Annotated in this window: 16 protein-coding genes; 9 read left to right on the top strand and 7 right to left on the bottom strand. The window is 38.7% G+C overall.

Annotation, left to right across the window (positions count from 1 at the left end):
* Nucleotides 1-73 precede the first annotated feature (73 nt).
* The 3 genes from HMPREF2732_RS07355 (at nt 74) to HMPREF2732_RS07365 (ending at nt 2,872) form a co-directional block, all read left to right on the top strand.
* The gene (locus HMPREF2732_RS07355; protein ID WP_070592480.1) at nt 74-1,543 is read left to right on the top strand and encodes a L,D-transpeptidase family protein; all 1,470 of its coding nucleotides are present in this window, start codon (nt 74-76) and stop codon (nt 1,541-1,543) included.
* 75 nt (nt 1,544-1,618) lie between these two features.
* Nucleotides 1,619-2,179, top strand: a complete 561-nt coding sequence (locus HMPREF2732_RS07360; protein WP_049384972.1) for a peptidoglycan L,D-endopeptidase MepK — start codon at nt 1,619-1,621, stop codon at nt 2,177-2,179.
* 63 nt (nt 2,180-2,242) lie between these two features.
* Nucleotides 2,243-2,872, top strand: coding sequence for an MBL fold metallo-hydrolase (locus HMPREF2732_RS07365; protein WP_049384973.1), 630 nt, complete (start codon nt 2,243-2,245; stop codon nt 2,870-2,872).
* Nucleotides 2,873-3,037: 165 nt separating this feature from the next.
* Here the strand turns inward: HMPREF2732_RS07365 and pepT are convergent, their stop codons facing one another.
* On the bottom strand, nt 3,038-4,270 hold the full coding sequence (gene pepT, locus HMPREF2732_RS07370) for a peptidase T (protein ID WP_049384974.1): 1,233 nt from the start codon (nt 4,268-4,270) through the stop codon (nt 3,038-3,040).
* Nucleotides 4,271-4,547: 277 nt separating this feature from the next.
* Between pepT and potA the strand changes: the two genes are divergently transcribed.
* From potA to HMPREF2732_RS07390, 4 genes are all read left to right on the top strand, one after another.
* On the top strand, nt 4,548-5,663 hold the full coding sequence (potA, locus tag HMPREF2732_RS07375) for a spermidine/putrescine ABC transporter ATP-binding protein PotA (protein ID WP_014065180.1): 1,116 nt from the start codon (nt 4,548-4,550) through the stop codon (nt 5,661-5,663).
* The gene (potB, locus tag HMPREF2732_RS07380; RefSeq protein ID WP_014065179.1) at nt 5,647-6,507 is read left to right on the top strand and encodes a spermidine/putrescine ABC transporter permease PotB; all 861 of its coding nucleotides are present in this window, start codon (nt 5,647-5,649) and stop codon (nt 6,505-6,507) included. Before potA ends, potB begins: the two co-directional genes overlap by 17 nt.
* The gene (gene potC, locus HMPREF2732_RS07385) at nt 6,507-7,277 is read left to right on the top strand and encodes a spermidine/putrescine ABC transporter permease PotC (RefSeq protein ID WP_005695832.1); all 771 of its coding nucleotides are present in this window, start codon (nt 6,507-6,509) and stop codon (nt 7,275-7,277) included. Before potB ends, potC begins: the two co-directional genes overlap by 1 nt.
* 134 nt (nt 7,278-7,411) lie before the next feature.
* A complete protein-coding gene (locus HMPREF2732_RS07390) occupies nt 7,412-8,494 on the top strand; it encodes an extracellular solute-binding protein (RefSeq protein ID WP_070592282.1) in 1,083 nt (360 codons plus the stop codon).
* A gap of 73 nt (nt 8,495-8,567) precedes the next feature.
* On the opposite strand, the gene HMPREF2732_RS07395 is transcribed toward HMPREF2732_RS07390, so the two are convergent.
* The 6 genes from HMPREF2732_RS07395 to HMPREF2732_RS07420 form a co-directional block, all read right to left on the bottom strand.
* The gene (locus tag HMPREF2732_RS07395; protein ID WP_065244858.1) at nt 8,568-9,908 is read right to left on the bottom strand and encodes a replication-associated recombination protein A; all 1,341 of its coding nucleotides are present in this window, start codon (nt 9,906-9,908) and stop codon (nt 8,568-8,570) included.
* Nucleotides 9,909-9,961: 53 nt separating this feature from the next.
* Nucleotides 9,962-10,588: an outer membrane lipoprotein periplasmic chaperone LolA gene (lolA, locus tag HMPREF2732_RS07400; RefSeq protein WP_070592283.1), complete on the bottom strand. Its 627-nt coding sequence runs from the start codon at nt 10,586-10,588 to the stop codon at nt 9,962-9,964.
* 36 nt (nt 10,589-10,624) lie between these two features.
* Nucleotides 10,625-13,414 (bottom strand): DNA translocase FtsK, encoded by a 2,790-nt coding sequence (locus tag HMPREF2732_RS07405; protein ID WP_070592284.1) that lies wholly within the window; start codon nt 13,412-13,414, stop codon nt 10,625-10,627.
* A gap of 2 nt (nt 13,415-13,416) precedes the next feature.
* Nucleotides 13,417-13,896 carry a leucine-responsive transcriptional regulator Lrp gene (gene lrp / locus HMPREF2732_RS07410; RefSeq protein WP_005695827.1) on the bottom strand — a complete coding sequence of 160 codons (480 nt, stop codon included), beginning with the start codon at nt 13,894-13,896 and terminating at the stop codon, nt 13,417-13,419.
* 82 nt (nt 13,897-13,978) lie between these two features.
* Entirely contained in the window at nt 13,979-15,358 is a 1,380-nt protein-coding gene (radA, locus tag HMPREF2732_RS07415) for a DNA repair protein RadA (protein ID WP_049380993.1), read from the bottom strand.
* 26 nt (nt 15,359-15,384) lie between these two features.
* Entirely contained in the window at nt 15,385-16,407 is a 1,023-nt protein-coding gene (locus tag HMPREF2732_RS07420) for a CYTH domain-containing protein (RefSeq protein ID WP_070592285.1), read from the bottom strand.
* A gap of 138 nt (nt 16,408-16,545) precedes the next feature.
* On the opposite strand from HMPREF2732_RS07420, the gene HMPREF2732_RS07425 reads away from it, so the two are divergent.
* Both HMPREF2732_RS07425 and HMPREF2732_RS07430 read left to right on the top strand, forming a co-directional pair.
* The gene (locus HMPREF2732_RS07425; protein ID WP_049372644.1) at nt 16,546-17,226 is read left to right on the top strand and encodes a TIGR00153 family protein; all 681 of its coding nucleotides are present in this window, start codon (nt 16,546-16,548) and stop codon (nt 17,224-17,226) included.
* 36 nt (nt 17,227-17,262) lie between these two features.
* Nucleotides 17,263-18,525 (top strand): inorganic phosphate transporter, encoded by a 1,263-nt coding sequence (locus HMPREF2732_RS07430; protein WP_070592286.1) that lies wholly within the window; start codon nt 17,263-17,265, stop codon nt 18,523-18,525.
* The last annotated feature ends 45 nt before the right edge of the window (nt 18,526-18,570 follow it).

The following is an 18,570-nucleotide window of genomic DNA, read 5'->3' on the forward strand; positions in this document are numbered from 1 at the left end:
TTTTGACCGCACTTTAGCAGATGAAAAAACTGAAGTGCGGTTATTTTTTATGAATATTTTTAAAGGTAAAGCAATGTTAAAAGGAACAATGAAATTAAGCGCATTAGTCTTATCATTATCAATGATGACGTCAGGTTGTGCGTTAGCTGAATGGGCCAAAACAGTTGGGCAACCTCAACAAGCCGAAAATAAAGGCGTTGATATGTCTAAATTAAGTCCTGAAGAGCGAGCAAAACTTGAAGCTGAAATCAAAGAAGATCAAGCTCGTTTAGCCGCTGAAAAGCAAGCGATGCTAGAGATGTCATTAACGCATGAAATTGGTGAACAAAATCTACAGTTCAAACCAATTTTGGCTAAATTATATGCCGATAATAAATATGACTTAATGTGGAAAGACAAGGCTGCAGAGAAACAATTCCTACGTGAATATGCAGCAATGGTAGCGTCTGGTATTTCTAAACGTTCAGCGCAATCATTAGTTAATTTACATAACGCTGAAAAAACGGGCGGGCTCACCTATGATGTATTATTAAGTGATGCTTTCCTTGATTACTTGTATTACAGCAAGAATGTAAATCAACAAGCACAACGTTGGTTATACGCAACGAATGCTTATAAGCCAGAATTACCAAATCAAGAAATTATTGACCAATGGCAAAGTGCGGTTAAAAACAATGCTGTTTCTGGTTTTGTGAACGGATTATCTAACCATAATCGTTTATACCGTGAAACCGTACAAGCACTCCCATCAATGATTTCAGCTTCAGGTATTTCTGCAATGGGTAAAAAACTTGCCCTTAATGCACAACGTTTACGTGTTATTCCAGATTTTGAAAATGGAATCTTTGTTAATATTCCAAGCTATCAATTGAAATATTATCGTGATGGTAAAGCAATTTTAGAATCTCGCGTTATTGTAGGGAAAAATGAACGTCGTACACCGGTGATGTACAGCCGTTTGAGCAATGTGGTTGTTAATCCGCCTTGGAATGCCCCTACACGCTTAATTAATGAAGATATTTTACCGAAATTAAAACGTGACCCAGGCTATGCAGCTGCACACAACTACTCTATTTTAGATAGCAAAGGTAACACTATTGATCCTTACTCGATTAATTGGAGTAGCATCGGTGATAAATTCCCGTACCGTATCCGTCAAGCCGCTGGTGACAGTGCATTAGGTAACTATAAATTTAATATGCCAAGCTCTGATGCGATTTATCTTCATGATACACCAAATCATAGCTTATTCAGCAAAAAAGACCGTGCATTAAGCTCAGGTTGTGTGCGTGTAGAAAAATCCGATCAACTTGCCTCTATTCTGTTACAAGAAGCTGGCTGGTCAGAAGATAAAAAACGTAATGTTTTAGAAAGTAAGAAAACAACATCTGCGAGCATTCGTACAAATGATCCTGTATTCTTGTATTATGTGACTGCATGGGTTGAAAACGGTCAAACACAAGTTTTACCGGATATTTATAAATACGACGATGCCGCGACTTTTAATGGTATTGACTGGGCAGTTGTAAAAAAATATCTTTAAACAATGTTCACACTAGAACTTTTTAAAGAAAAAATTGTCTAGGGTGAGAGATGGGTAATAAAAGAGACTAAAAAAATGGGTAACATTGACAAAAATCGTCGTAAATGGCTTTCATTAGGCGGCATTATTTTAGGCGCAAGCATGATGCCGAGTACGGTGTTGGCTATGGTCTCTACCCCTAAACCTCGCATTCTCAGCTTCTATAATGTCAACACCAATGAACGATTAAGCGGTGAGTTCTCTGCAACGACTGGATTTAATCGTTCACTACTTGGTAAACTTGATTACTTCATGAGAGATCGCCGTACTGACCAAGTACGACGAATGGATCCGAATCTCTTCATGAAGTTTTATCATTTACAAAGTAATTTAGGCTTACGCACTGCGCAAATTGATGTGATTTGTGGCTATCGTAGTGCTGCGACAAATGCCATGCGTCGTAGACAAAGCCGTGACGTAGCAAGCAACAGCTATCACATTAAAGGCCAAGCGATTGATTTTAAAATCCCTGGTGTACCTTTAGCAAGATTACGCCAAGCAGCCGAAAATCTTGATAGCGGTGGTGTAGGATATTATCCGTATAGTAATTTTATTCACGTGGATACTGGCCCTGTAAGAACATGGCGTGGTGCATAAAAAACAGTTTAATTTTAGACCGCACTTTAGTGCGGTTTTTTGTTATCAAGATAAGGAAAAAAGATGAATATTGAAATTATTCCAGTTACAGCCTTTCAGCAAAATTGCTCTCTTATTTGGGATGATAAAAAAAATGCGGCAATTATCGATCCTGGTGGCAATGCGGAAAAGCTTATTCAACGCATTGAGGAATTAGAATTAAACCTCAAAGCAGTCTTATTAACGCATGGCCATCTTGATCATGTAGGGGCTGCTGAAGCGATTCGCGATCATTTTAACATTGAAATTTGGGGCTCACAGGAAGAAGATCGTTTCCTTTTTGAAAGTCTACCACAGCAATCTCAGCAGTTTGGTTTGCCTTATATTTCTGCATTTACACCCGATCGCTGGTTTAATCAAGAAGGTGAAAAAATTCAAATTGGCAAATTTACCTTTGAAATTCTGCATCTTCCTGGTCATACACCTGGCCACATTGGTTTCATTGAATATGAAAAAAATATTGCTTTTACTGGCGATGTCCTTTTCCAAAACAGTATTGGTCGTACAGACTTCCCTCGTGGGGATTTCGACACATTGATCTCATCAATCAAAAATAAATTATTTACATTGAACGATGATATGGTTGTTATTGCAGGACATGGTCCTTACACAACTATTGGACAAGAAAAACGAAGCAATCCGTTTTTGAAGTAAAGTTCTGAATTTGGGGTAAAAAAAAGCTCCTAATTTCTTAGGAGCACCAAAAAGGAATTTATGAATAAAATCTCTAAAGTTTAGCTTTATCAAAGGAATCTCGATAAAACGCTAACGATTATATTGACATATTCTGACAAATGCAAGCTTTTTCTTTACACTAATTTACAAATCTTTACAGTTTGCTATTTTTATGACCACTTCGACGGCTTTTTCCATCCCTTCAAGGGTCACTAATTCATGTTTACTATGGAAATTATAGCCACCAGTAAAGATATTTGGACAAGCTAATCCTTTTTCCGCTAAAAATGCGCCATCGGTTCCACCCCGTATTGGTTTGTGATTTGGTGTAATACCGCAAGCTTTCATTGCTGCATCAGCAAGTTTAATCGCCTGTGGAACATTTTTGACTGTGTCATACATATTTTTATAACTGTCTTCAATGACACATTCCACGGGGTCTTTCAGGCTTTTCTCTCTATTAAATTTTTCTACAAGTTGATAAATAAACGCTTTACGTTGCTCAAATTTAGCTTGGTCAAAATCTCGGATGAGATAATGTAGCTCAACTTTCTCAATATCCCCTTTAAAATCATCTAAATGGAAAAAACCCTCTTTACCCGATGTTTTTTCAGGGACATCATCTTTTGGAAAACCTTGTTGAAACTCACAAGCTAACGTAAGCGCATTCACTAATTTGTTTTTAGCATAACCAGGATGAATGCTCCGACCTTTAAAGGTAATTTTTGCCGTCGCGGCATTAAAGTTCTCATACTCTAACTCACCCACTTCTCCACCATCTATGGTATATGCCCAATCACAAGGAAAATCCTCCAATGGGAAATAATGCATTCCTAAGCCAATTTCTTCATCAGGCGTAAATGCAACCCGAATATTGCAATGTGATATATTTTCCCGTTGCAAGACAGAAAGTGCGGTCATAATTTCTGCGATTCCGGCCTTATTATCTGCACCAAGTAAAGTGGTTCCATCTGTTACAATCAAGGTTTTGCCAATAAGCTGATGTAAAAATGGATAATACACAGGACTAATAAACTCATCCCCTAAACCTAATGCAATATCTCCTCCCCGATAATTTTCAATCACTTCAGGTTGAACATTTTTACCGCTGCATTGTGGTGAGGTATCAAGGTGGGAAATAAAACCAATAGTGTGTGTGAAATCAGGATGATTTGAGGGTAAATAAGCCGTGACAACGGCATGCTTAGTCACATTGACAGCTTGTAAACCAAGTTCAATCAATTCTTTCTGTAAGTGCAAAGCTAACTTCATTTGCCCTGCTGAACTTGGCGAATGTTTTGCAGACGATTTAGATTGCGTATCAAATGCGACATAAGTTAAAAATCGCTGTAATAATTCATTATAATGTTCTTCCATTTTAAAATTCTCCTTTATATCAGCGTTAGTCTAATCCCAAAATTCGTTACAGTTCTTGATATATAACAAGAAAGTGGAGAGTTATAAAATTTTCTGAAAAAAGTGCGGTCAGTATTTCAATAAAATTTTTCCTAAAAACGTGATTAAATCCTTTTCATCATTAACAATTCGCTATATCATAGCGTTTCAATTTTATGTCGCCCCTGCATCATTTTTGCAGGTTCATTTCTACTCAGTACCGATTAAATTGGTGAAATTAGGGAGAAAACCAAAGCTAGTGGAAAATCTGGTTCAAAAGCCTATTATTGAGCTTCGTTCAATCAAAAAATCCTATGGTTCTAACACAATTATTAATGATTTTAATCTAACCATTAATAACGGTGAATTCGTCACAATTCTTGGCCCATCCGGCTGTGGTAAAACTACAGTATTGCGTTTATTAGCGGGTTTAGAAGAGTTAGATGAAGGTCATATTATTTTGGACGGTGAAGATATTACTAATGTTCCGGCAGAAAAACGCCACATTAACACCGTATTCCAAAGTTATGCGTTATTCCCGCATATGACTATTTTTGATAACGTGGCTTTTGGTTTGCGTATGCAAAAAGTGGCAGAAAGTGAAATTAAACCTCGCGTTCTGGATGCATTGCGTATGGTGCAATTAGAGGAAATGGCCGACCGTAAACCAGCTCAACTTTCTGGTGGTCAGCAACAACGTATCGCGATTGCTCGTGCTGTTGTGAATAAGCCAAAAGTGTTGCTACTTGATGAATCTTTATCTGCGCTGGATTATAAGTTACGTAAACAAATGCAAAATGAACTTAAACAATTACAGCGTCAACTTGGTATTACCTTTATTTTCGTTACCCATGATCAAGAAGAAGCGATCACCATGTCTGACCGTATCGTCTTATTACGTAAAGGTAAAATTGCACAAGATGGTTCACCACGTGAAATCTATGAAGATCCAGCTAACCTATTCGTCGCTCGCTTCATTGGTGAAATCAACGTATTTGATGCAACTGTCATTGAGCGTAAATCTGATGATGAGCTACTTGCTAACGTAGAAGGTCGTGTATGTGATATTCACACCAGTATCTCTGCTGAAAAAGGTCAAAAATTGCAAGTATTATTACGCCCAGAAGATATTGTGATTGAGGAGCTTGACGAAAATGAACACTCAAATGCAATTATTGGCCGTATTGTGGATCGTACCTATAAAGGGATGACACTTGAGTCTACAGTAGAATTTGATCACAACGGTAAACGCGTATTAGTGAGTGAATTCTTTAACGAAGATGACCCGCATATGGATCACAGTGTTGGTCAACGTGTAGGTATTACATGGCACGAAGGTTGGGAGGTTGTACTCAACGATGAAGATAATCAATAATAAATTCCAGAAAATTACTGTTGCAATTATCTTCAGTTGGTTAATCTTCTTTGTGCTAATTCCAAACTTATTGGTTTTAACCGTAAGTTTTTTAACCCGAGATGGTAGCGACTTTTATGCTTTGCCATTTACTTTAGATAACTACACGAACCTGTTTAATCCACTTTATGCGCAGGTAGTGTGGAACTCATTGTATATGTCTGGCATCGCGACGATTATTTGCTTACTCATTGGCTATCCATTTGCCTTTATGATCAGCAAAATTAATCCAAAATATCGTCCATTTTTGTTGTTCCTCGTGGTATTACCATTCTGGACAAACTCACTTATTCGTATCTATGGGATGAAAGTATTCCTTGGTGTGAAAGGTGTGTTAAATACCATGTTAATGGATATGGGCATTTTAAGTGAGCCTATTCGTATTTTAAATACCGAAGTAGCTGTAATCATTGGTTTAGTTTATCTCCTTTTACCATTTATGATTCTACCGCTCTACTCTGCTATTGAAAAATTAGACGGACGTTTATTAGAAGCGGCAAGAGACTTAGGTGCTAATGCTGTTCAACGTTTTTTCCGCGTTATTTTGCCACTAACCATGCCAGGTATTGTTGCAGGTTGTTTATTAGTATTACTACCAGCAATGGGGATGTTCTATGTAGCAGACTTACTTGGTGGTGCGAAAGTATTATTAGTTGGTAACGTGATTAAGAGTGAATTCTTAATTTCCCGTAACTGGCCATTCGGTTCGGCAATCAGCATCGGTTTAACCATTTTAATGGCATTGTTGATTTTCGTTTACTATCGTGCAAATAAATTGTTGAATAAGAAAGTGGAGTTAGAATAATGAGTCGTTTACTGCGTAATATTTTTATGTTTGTGGTATACGCTTATTTGTATATCCCAATTATTATTTTGGTGACTAACTCCTTCAACGAAGACCGTTATGGTTTAAGTTGGAAAGGTTTTAGTTGGAACTGGTATGAGCGTTTATTTAATAACGATACCTTAATCCAAGCTGCGTTCCACTCTGTCACTATTGCTTTCTTTGCCGCAACGTTAGCGACTATTGTGGGTGGTTTAACTGCTATCGCGCTTTACCGCTATCGTTTCCGCGGTAAACAAGCCGTAAGCGGTATGTTATTTATCGTCATGATGTCTCCAGATATCGTAATGGCGGTTTCTCTACTTGCCTTATTCATGGTTGTAGGGATTTCGTTAGGTTTCTGGTCATTACTATTGGCGCACGTAACATTCTGTCTACCTTATGTTACCGTGACAATTTTCTCTCGCTTAAATGGCTTTGATGCAAGAATGCTTGAAGCAGCAAAAGATTTAGGTGCTAGCGAAGTCACTATTTTACGTAAAATTATCCTACCACTTGCTTTACCCGCGGTAGTATCAGGTTGGTTATTAAGCTTTACTATTTCATTAGATGATGTTGTTGTATCCTCTTTCGTAAGTGGTGTAAGCTATGAGATCCTACCATTGCGTATCTTCTCACTTGTAAAAACAGGGGTAACACCGGAAGTAAATGCGTTAGCAACGATTATGATCGTGCTTTCATTAGGATTAGTAATTTTAAGTCAATTAGTTACACGCAAAAATAATCATTAAACATTGATATAAAAAGGTTTCACAAATCTTTTAAGATCAAATAAAATACGCCTTGACGCACAATCAAGGCGTTTTTTTATACCTGCATTAATGCAGGTGGTTTTTTACCCCTCTTTTACGGAGAACAAACAAAAATGAAAAAATTTGCAGGTTTGCTTACTGCCGGTTTAGTTGCCGCTACATTAACTGCTTGTAACGACAAAGAAGCCAAGTCTGATGCAACAAAAGCACAGGCTCCAGCAAATAATACTGTGTACTTATATACTTGGACTGAATACGTACCAGATGGTCTTTTAGATGACTTCACAAAAGAAACTGGTATCAAAGTTATTGTAGCAAGTCTTGAATCTAATGAGACGATGTATGCCAAAATGAAAACCCAAGGTGATGCAGGCGGTTATGATGTTATTGCACCATCTAACTACTTCGTATCTAAAATGGCACGCGAGGGTATGCTACAAGAATTAGATCACAGTAAATTACCTGTTATCAAAGAATTAGACCCTGATTGGCTCAACAAACCTTATGACAAAGGCAATAAATACTCACTTCCTCAGTTGTTAGGTGCGCCAGGTATTGCATTTAATACCAATACCTATAAAGCTTCTGACTTCACGTCTTGGGGTGATTTCTGGAAACCAGAATACGCAAACAAAATCCAATTATTGGATGATGCGCGTGAAGTATTCAATATTGCATTATTAAAAATTGGTCAAGATCCAAACACCAAAGATCCTGCAATTATCAAGCAAGCTTATGAAGAGTTATTGAAATTACGTCCAAACGTACTTTCTTTCAATTCTGATAACCCTGCAAACTCTTTCATCTCTGGTGAAGTAGAATTAGGTCAGTTATGGAATGGTTCTGTACGTATTGCGAAAAAAGAACAAGCACCATTAAATATGGTGTTCCCAAAAGAAGGGCCTGTTCTTTGGGTTGATACTTTAGCGATTCCTAAAACCTCTAAAAACCCAGATGGCGCACACAAATTAATTAACTACTTGTTAGGTGCAAAAGCAGCGGAAAAATTGACTTTAGCGATCGGTTACCCTACAGCTAACCTTGAAGCGAAAAAAGTACTTCCAAAAGAAATCACTGAAGATCCATCAATTTATCCAACAGCTGAAATTCTTCAAAAAAGCCACTGGCAAGATGATGTAGGTGATGCGATTCAATATTACGAACAGTATTACCAAGAGTTAAAAGCAGCAAAATAATGCGTTTTTAAGTGATAACAAAAAGTGCGGCCAAACTTAGCCGCACTTTTTTATATTTACCATACTAGAAAAATTATTTATAGCGTTTTTTTGATGCGTTTTTATCTTGCTCTTGTAAACGCTCAAGCTTTTCTTTAATTTGAATTTCCATACCACGGTTAGTTGGGAAATAATATTGAGTATCTTTCAGTTCTGGTGGGAAGTAATTTTCTCCAGCGGCATAAGCATTAGGTTCATCATGTGCATAACGATATTCAGCGCCATAGCCCAATTCTTTCATTAAAGCCGTTGGCGCATTACGTAAATGAGGCGGTACATCAAAATCAGGAAACTCTTTTGCATGTTGTTTTGCCGCATTAAATGCGTTGTAAACCGCATTACTCTTCGGTGCTACAGCCAAATAAATAATGGCTTGCGCAATAGCTCGCTCTCCTTCATAAGCGCCCACTCTCGTAAAACAATCCCAAGCCGCTAGAGCCACTTGCATTGCGCGAGGATCGGCATTACCCACATCTTCTGAGGCAATCGCTAATAAACGTCGTGCTACATAAAGGGGATCTCCACCGGCTGTGATAATTCGTGCATACCAATAAAGTGCTGCATCTGCTGCTGAACCTCGAATTGATTTATGTAAAGCAGAAATCAAATCATAAAAACGATCGCCTTGTTTATCAAAACGCGCTTGTCGTTCACCTAATACTTCTTTCAACAAAGTGCGGTCTAATTTCTTACCGTTTTCGGTGTCAGAAGCCATGTCTACCATCAGTTCAAGACAATTTAAAGCCAGGCGAGCATCACCATTCACATATTCAGCTAAAACCTGTAGCAAATTCTCTTCTAAAACTAAACGCTCTTTACCTAATCCTCGCTCAGGATCAGAAATGGCTTGTTGCAGAACTTGTTCGATTTCAGCCACTGTCAATGATTTAAGGAGATAAACTCTCGCACGAGAAAGCAATGCATTATTTAATTCAAAGGAAGGATTTTCCGTTGTTGCACCAATAAAAATAATCGTACCATCTTCAATATGGGGTAAAAACGCATCTTGTTGGCTTTTGTTAAAACGATGCACTTCATCTACAAATAAAATCGTTTGGCGATCTGCAAGTCGATTTTGTTTCGCTCGCTCAATTGATTCTCGAATTTCTTTTACGCCACTTGTCACCGCTGAAATTCGTTCAACTTCTGCATTGATACGATGAGCAATAATTTCCGCCAGCGTTGTTTTACCTGTACCAGGCGGTCCCCACAGAATCATAGAATGAACATGCCCTGCTTGAATTGCTTTACGAAGCGGCTTTCCTTCCCCAATTAAGTGCGTCTGCCCATAATATTGTTCCAAATTAGTTGGGCGCATACGAGCAGCTAAAGGGCGAAAGTCATTTTCAGCAAAATCAAAATTAAGATTAGACATATTCTTTCCTTAATAAGCAAAAGGTGTGAAGATTATCATTTACACCTTATGAATTATTTTTTACCTTTACGTTGGTCATCCAATTCCACGCCTTTTGGTACGCTAAATTGGAATAAGCTATCAGCTAGTGTTTGATTTGTAATGTTACGCAACACATAAAGATTGGTTTGACCATCTTTTTCTGTGGTGCTGAAATTTTTTAATACACCATTTGTATCTACACGAATATCAAACTGTTTAATATTGCTATTTTTTGCCTTTGGTTTTAGCACAAAGGTATCTGCATTCTGAGTCACTGAATACTGATTCCAGTGGCTTTTATCGTTACTGGTTAAAAGCACGAAAGGGGTATTATTTACCGCGTCTTTCACCCATTGAGCGGTAACTTGTTGCACGAATGGATCGTAATACCAAAGGGTTTTACCATCTGCAATAATTTGTGTTTCTTGCGGTGATTTGGTATCCATACGGAAAAGATTTGGACGTTTAATTTGAAGTTTTCCACTTCCTTGTTGAACGTTTTTACCGCCAACAGACGTCACCGTTTGAGCAAAATCAGCACTCAATACTGTCACTTGATTTAAGCGATTTTGCAGCTCATCTGCCGCATCGGCAAAAGCAAAACTACTTGCGCTTAAAAGTGCTGTAAGTGCGGTCATTTTTAATAATATTTTTTTCATTCTACTTTCCTTTTTGTAAAGTGAAACTTAAGAGAATTAATATTCGGAACGTCGAGCCAAAATTTCTCGTTTTCCATTTTTCATTGGGCCTAAAATGCCTTGTTCTTCCAGCTGATCCATAATTCGAGCTGCTCGGTTAAACCCAACACTAAATTTACGTTGAACATAAGAAGTTGATGTATTGCCTGTGCTTAAGACAAACTCAACGACGTCATCAAATAATGCATCAAGATCGCCACTACTTGCAGTTGATTTTTCACCTGAGTCTTCATCATCCGCGCCGTCTAAAATACCATCGATATAATTTGGTTTACCACGTGCACGCCAATCATCTGCCACACGCGCCACCTCATCATCACTCATAAAGGCACCGTGTACACGAACGAGATCCGAAGAACCTTGACCTGAATATAACATGTCACCACGACCCAATAAGGCCTCTGCACCGCCCTGATCCAGAATCGTTCTAGAGTCAATTTTACTTGCTACAGTAAAGGCGATACGACTTGGAATGTTAGCCTTAATCAAACCGGTAATCACATCTACTGATGGGCGTTGTGTGGCTAAAATCAAGTGAATACCAATTGCACGAGCTTTTTGTGCTAAGCGCGCAATTAACTCTTCAATTTGTTTACCCGCAACCATCATTAAGTCCGCAAACTCATCAACGATCACAACAATATAACTCAATTTTTCTAATGGAGGCGGCATCTTATCCATTGTATCGCCTGGCTTCCAAATTGGGTTTGGAATTGGCATATTGAGTTTTTCATATTCTTCAATTTTTTCGTTATATCCTTCAATGTTACGCACACGTAAGGCGGACAATAATTGATAGCGACGTTCCATTTCTTCTACGCACCAACGCAGTGCATTTGCCGCTTTTTTCATATCCGTCACCACTGGGGTAAGCAAGTGTGGGATATCGTTATAGATAGAAAGCTCAACCACTTTCGGGTCAATCATAATAAATTTCACTTGATCTGGTGTTACGCGGAAAAGCAAACTTAAAATCATGGTGTTCACACCAACAGACTTACCCGAACCTGTTGAACCTGCCACAAGCAAGTGAGGCATTTTAGCCAAATCAACTACAACAGGTTTTCCGCTAATATCTTTACCTAAAGCCATTGAAAGCAATGATGTTGATGAACGGAACTCATTGCTATCGAGTACATCACGTAATGGCACCATTTGACGGTGAGCATTCGGTGTTTCAATACCAATATAAGGTTTACCTGGAATCACTTCTGCCACACGGATCGCGCGGAACATCAACGCACGAGCTAAATCGGTATCAATACTGGTGACTTTTGATGCTTTTACACCTGGCTGTAATTCAAGCTCATATCGAGTGACCACTGGCCCTACTAACACATCTTGTACCGTAGCTTTGACATTAAAATTCTTTAATTGTTGTTCTATACGAGCGGATGTGTCTAAAATTTCTTCACGCGTAATGTCTTGAGCCTGCGTTGGACGATGCTCAAGTAAATCTAAACTTGGCAATGGCGTCGTCGGTTTTTCACGTTTATTCGTTGGTTGTTGGAATGCGGGGTGAATAAGCGTATCAGAATACGGCTTATAAGTGGTTTCAGTTGCATTCTCAATATGAATTTCACGTTCTTTAGGTGCTGAAACTGCCGGTTCATTTAAGATCACTTTCAATGCATCTTCAGCATTTGAGGCTTTTGCACGTACTTCCATTTCTTGTATACGTGCTTGCTCTTGTGCAGCAAACTGACGCGCTAATTCATCTTCTAAACCATCATTTTCTGATTCTAAAGACTCATCATAAGTTGGATAAAGTGCGGTTGTATTTTCAGGTGTTTTAAGTGACACTTTTGGCATCACATTTTCTTCAAAAATATCATCTGACTCATCCACACTTTGATGATTCACTTGCGGATTTTTCCATGTGGCTGAAAAATCTTCTTTTGTCGGTAATTCAACGGAAGAAGTAGCAGAAATAGATACATTCGGTAAATTGTCAGATTCAACAGTGAAGCCTTTAAACTTATCTTCTAATTTTTCAACATCTGCAGGCTCTGAAGCACTTGGTGAGGATAACCCACTGATATTAATTAGCTGTTCAGGCTTAACAAAGGTATTCTCAGTCGTCTCCTCTTTCTCATTTTCTGTAGATTCAGTTTCCAATTGAGAATCTGAAAAAGCGAGTTGTTGAGGTGCTTCAATCACAATTTGTTCAAGATCATCCACAGAAGTATGCTCTGCCTGCTCTTCTTCTGCCGGTTGATTTTTCATCGTTAACCAATGATAGAATTTCACAATTAAACGAATTAATGATGCACCGGAACAGAAAATAAAGCCTACAACTGCGCAGATAAAGCCCACTAAAATACAGCCAAACTTACCGAGCGTAGGATATAAATTTACCACTAAGCTACCACCAAATACGCCGCCAGCTAAATAGTAGTTCGTATTTGAAAGCAACAAGGTTGCCATAATAGTTAAGCCAACGATGAGGGCTATAAAGCCAAAGGAACGTAATGCAATGCGGGTGGCCGAGAGAGAATGAACCGCTTTGGTTTTCAGTAAATAAATCGGTACGATGAAAATGACAAACGGAATGAGGTGACCTACATAACCAAGGAAAACAAAAAACGCATCAATTAGCCAAGCACCAAAAGCACCGGCTTTATTGATGGTTTCAGTTTGAAAACTTGCTGTAGACCAAGAGTTATCTAATGGCGTATAGCTTGACCATGCCACGATTAAATATAAACCTAAAAGTGCGGTCAATCCGAGTAATAATTCTGCTAAATATTGTTTCGGTGTAAATCGTTTTGTAATTCGCTTAATCATTTTTATTTTAGTACGAGATAATTAGTTTGTTTCACTTCTTCCATGACGACATAAGTTCGGGTGTCATTCACACCGGGTAAGCGCAATAATGTGGTACCTAATAATTTTCGATATGCCGCCATATCTGCTACACGTGTTTTGAGTAAATAATCGAAATCACCTGATACCAAATGACATTCGAGAATTTCATCAAGTGCTTGAATCGCGGCATTAAACTCTTCGAAAACATCCGGTTTACCACGCACAAGAGTGATTTCAACGATCACCAATAAAGGGGCATCCAGTAATTCAGGATTTAGTAGTGCACGATAGCCCATAATTACACCTTGTTTTTCTAGGCGTTTTACCCTTTCTAAACAAGGCGTTGGCGATAACCCCACTTTCTTTGATAAATCGATATTAGAGATTTTACCGTTGCGTTGTAATTCATTTAAGATTTTGATATCAATGCTATCCAACGCTTTATTTAATTTCTTTTCCATAACCTTTCCTTATGTACGGCGCATATTCTATCTAATTTATCAAAAACTTTCAGTAATCAGACAACAATAGGACAACGTTTTTTTAGAAATTATCCAAAATGGCAAGTGCATCAGCGAGTTTTTTCACCGTAAAAACTTCCATATTTTCGACCGCACTTTTCGGCTTATTGGCGAAAGGCACAATCGCACGTTTAAATCCATGTTTTGCCGCTTCACTAATACGTTCTTGACCACTGGTCACCGGGCGAATTTCACCCGCTAACCCTACTTCACCAAAGACAACTAAATCTTGTGGTAACGGGCGATTACGGAAACTCGAAATTAATGCGAGTAATAACGCAAGATCTGCCCCGGTTTCCCCGACTTTTACACCGCCAACGACATTCACAAAAACATCTTGATCCGACATTTGTAATCCACCATGGCGATGCAATACCGCAAGCAATAAGGCTAAACGATTTTGCTCTAACCCCACCGCCACACGACGCGGATTTGCAAGCATGGAATGATCCACCAAGGCTTGAATTTCCACTAAAAGCGGACGAGTGCCTTCCCAAAGTACCATGACCGAACTACCTGGTGTTTGTTCATCGCCTCGACTTAAGAAAATTGCTGATGGATTTTTCACCTCGCGCAAACCTTGCTCAGTCATACCAAATACACCCAGCTCATTCACCGCACCAAAACGGTTTTTGTGGCTACGTAACGTACGGAAACGGGAATCTGCCTCCCCTTCTAACAATAAAGAACAGTCAATGGCATGTTCCAATACTTTTGGACCGGCAAGGGTGCCATCTTTCGTGACGTGTCCAACCATAATGATAGCGACCTGTCGAGTTTTCGCATAACGAGTAAGGAAAGAGGCACATTCACGCACTTGTGCCACACTTCCTGGAGAAGATTGAATATCCGAAAGATGCATAACCTGGATCGAGTCTACTACAATAATTTGAGGTTTCAGCTGATCCGCCAGATTACAAATTTGCTCAACCGATGTTTCAGATAACATATTTAATTTATCTGTCGGCAGATTCAAGCGATTAGCTCGCATGGCGACTTGTTGAAGTGACTCTTCCCCTGTCACATAAAGTGCGGTCATATTTTTCGCTAATCCGCACATTACTTGAAGTAACAAGGTACTTTTACCCGCACCAGGATGCCCACCAATTAAAATAGCACTCCCTGGCACGATCCCGCCACCTAGCACGCGATCTAATTCTTTAAATCCACTGGTGAAACGCGGTGTTTCTTGTAAGCTAATTTCAGAAAGCGTTTGGATTTTTGCGCGAGTTTCTCCTGCATACCCACTAAAACGATCATTTTTTGTGGAATTTGAGGCTGAAATTAACCGCACTTCACTAATCGTATTCCACGCTTTACAGGCAGAACATTGCCCTTGCCATCGCGAAAATTCAGCGCCACAATCATTACATACATAAGCGGTTTTAGGAGCTTTTGCCATTTTTACTATCCTTTAGAGAACCCGTTTTACGCCATCAACATCATTAAGCCAAGCATTCTTTCAAAATACGCACGACTCTTTAGTAATACTTTTAACTTCTCAATGGTTTGAGCATTATCTTTTGTTTCACTATGAAAGGTAATCAAGCGTTTTATTTCATTAAGGAAAAATTGATTACTTGCTAATAACTCAGCTGATTGACTTCCTTCCAGTTTTTCAAACAAGGTTTTGTTGTCATCATAATAATGATAAAGATTGAAAAATGCGCCCACACGTTCAACGGTTTTCATAAAATCGAAAGCAAACACATCTGTTGGGAATGAAAGCGTTTCTTCAATTAATTGCTGTTCCATTTTCATGACAGCACTTAATTTCTGGCGAGAATCTACCGCACTTCCCTCTCTTTCCTCTTTTAAGAAATCACGCCATTTATTTAACCAATCAATCAGCAGTGGTTTGCTACCTAATTGATAGCCTCGTTTTGCTTTGCTTGCTGAACTAAAATAAACATCCTGTTCAAAAGGTAAAAGTGAGACAAAATGGAAAAGATCTGAAACGAGCCCTTCTTTTAATTCGAATTCAATTTCACAAATAGGCTGTGGTTTTTCCCCTGATAAAATTTTCCCTTGATCAAAAGCTACTTCAATTTTTGATGCTCCAAACGCAATTAACCAAAAAGTGCGGTTAAAATCTGTTGAGAAAATCGGTTGCAATGTAGCGGAAGGCAAATTTTCAAATGGATACAATGACGTTAATTGTGCTGTTGTAGGTACTGAATTATCAGGTATAGATAAATTGTATTCTGGACGGCTATGCAATCCGCCAACCACTTTTCCGTCTGTTTTTAAAGTGAGGGTAAAATCATTATTTTCCTGACGGACACGCAATCCCATTTTTTGTTTAGCCAAAAAATGATCGGGATAATCGAAATAGGTATTTCCTAAGAAGACAGTATTTTGTTCTAAGATTTTGAATTGATTGAGATGTGTTTTTAAGGTATCGAAAGCATCAGAGGTAACTGCAAGCTTTAATTCAACTTCATTACTCATTTTATTTTTCCTTATTATTTTTAACTGTTCAAATATACATATATTTTTATACAAATCAAGATCTTTTTCGTGTATTTCCTTATAAAATCAGGTAATATGCAACCGAAATTTTAACCCTTGTTATGGAGTAAAACACCTATGGCAATGAATAATATTCTCGGATTATTTGCCCATTCTCCTTTAAAACCACTGCAGAAACATTCTGACAAAGTGACTGAATGTTGTGATTTATTAATTCCATTCTTCCAACATACCTTTGTAAAACAATGGGATGATGCGGAAAAAACACGTCTAGACATTTCTCAATGTGAACGTGAAGCAGATAGTTTAAAACGCGAAATCCGTTTGAAATTGCCTCGCGGTTTATTTTTACCCATTGATCGTACCGATTTACTTGAATTAGTCACCCAACAAGACAAATTAGCTAACTATGCTAAAGATATTGCTGGTCGTATGATTGGTCGCCAATTTGGCATTCCTGAAGAAATGCAGGAAGAATTTTTGCATTATGTTCAACGTAGTTTAGATTCTATTCATCAAGCTCATTTAGTGATTGAAGAAATGGATAAACTACTTGAAACCGGTTTTAAAGGCCGTGAATTAAAGTTAGTGAACCATATGATTCAAGAGCTAGACAGCATTGAAGACGATACGGATCAAATGCAAATTAAATTGCGTAAAATGCTCTACACGATTGAAAGTCGTTATAACCCTATTGATGTGATGTTCTTATATAAAATCATCGAATGGGTAGGCGTATTAGCCGATCAAGCTCAACGTGTTGGATCTCGCATTGAATTAATGCTAGCCCGTTCCTAATTCTGACGACATTAACTACAACATAGGAAATTCACTATGGAAATTATTAATGCATACGGCTCGTGGTTAGTCTTAATTACTGCGGTATTCGGCTTCTTTATGGCATTTGGTATTGGTGCCAACGACGTATCAAACTCAATGGGGACTTCCGTAGGTTCGGGTACCATTACTGCAAAACAAGCGATTATTATTGCTTTAATTTTTGAATCTGCAGGGGCTTATTTAGCCGGTGGTGAAGTAACAGAAACCATCAAAAGTGGTGTGATCGATCCCTCTCAATTCGTCGAGATGCCTGATATATTGGCATTAGGGATGCTTTCTACTCTCTTTGCATCAGGTGCTTGGTTATTTATCGCCACAAAAATGGGTTGGCCTGTTTCTGGTACTCACACCATCATCGGAGCTTTAATTGGTTTTGCTTGTATTACGATTGGTCCAAGTTCTGTTGACTGGTCTACTATCGGTGGGATCGTTGGAAGTTGGTTTATCACCCCCGTGATCGCAGGGCTTTTAGCTTATACCATCTTTGCAAGTATCCAGAAACTCATTTTCGATACCGAAGAACCGCTTAAAAACGCACAAAAATATGGGCCTTACTACATGGCGATTACCGTATTCGTACTTTGTATCGTTACCATGGCAAAAGGTTTAAAACACGTTGGTTTAAATCTTTCCAACAATGAAACCCTCGTTATTTCATTGCTTATCAGTGTTGTTGGTATGATCTTCTGCCATTTCTACTTCCGCAGCAAAGCATTTACCGCAAAAGCAAGAAAAGGATCGTTCGGCTCAGTAGAAAAGATTTTTAGTATCTTAATGCTTTTAACCGCTTGTGCAATGGCGTTTGCCCATGGTTCTAATGACGTAGCCAATGCAATTGGTCCGCTTTCTTCTGTGGTATCAATCGTGCAAAATGGCGGGAAAATCCTGAGTGGTGGTGATTTAGCTTGGTGGATTTTACCTTTAGGTGCATTAGGTATCGCCGTTGGTCTTATCGCAATGGGACAAAAAGTAATGGCAACTGTAGGATCGGGTATTACCGATTTAACCCCTAGCCGTGGTTTTGCCGCACAATTTGCAACTGCGATGACTGTTGTTGTCGCATCGGGTACAGGTTTACCAATCTCCACGACACAAACTTTAGTGGGCGCAATCTTAGGTATCGGTTTCGCACGTGGTATTGCGGCGCTTAACTTAACGGTTATCCGTAACATCATTAGTTCATGGGTTGTAACGTTACCTGCTGGTGCATTCTTTGCGATTGTGATTTTCTACATCCTTCGCGCGATTTTCCACTAGTATAATTATTAAAAGTGCGGTTATTTTTCATTTCATTTTCCAACC

The organism is Haemophilus sp. HMSC061E01, from assembly GCF_001810345.1.
GTDB lineage: Bacteria > Pseudomonadota > Gammaproteobacteria > Enterobacterales > Pasteurellaceae > Haemophilus_D.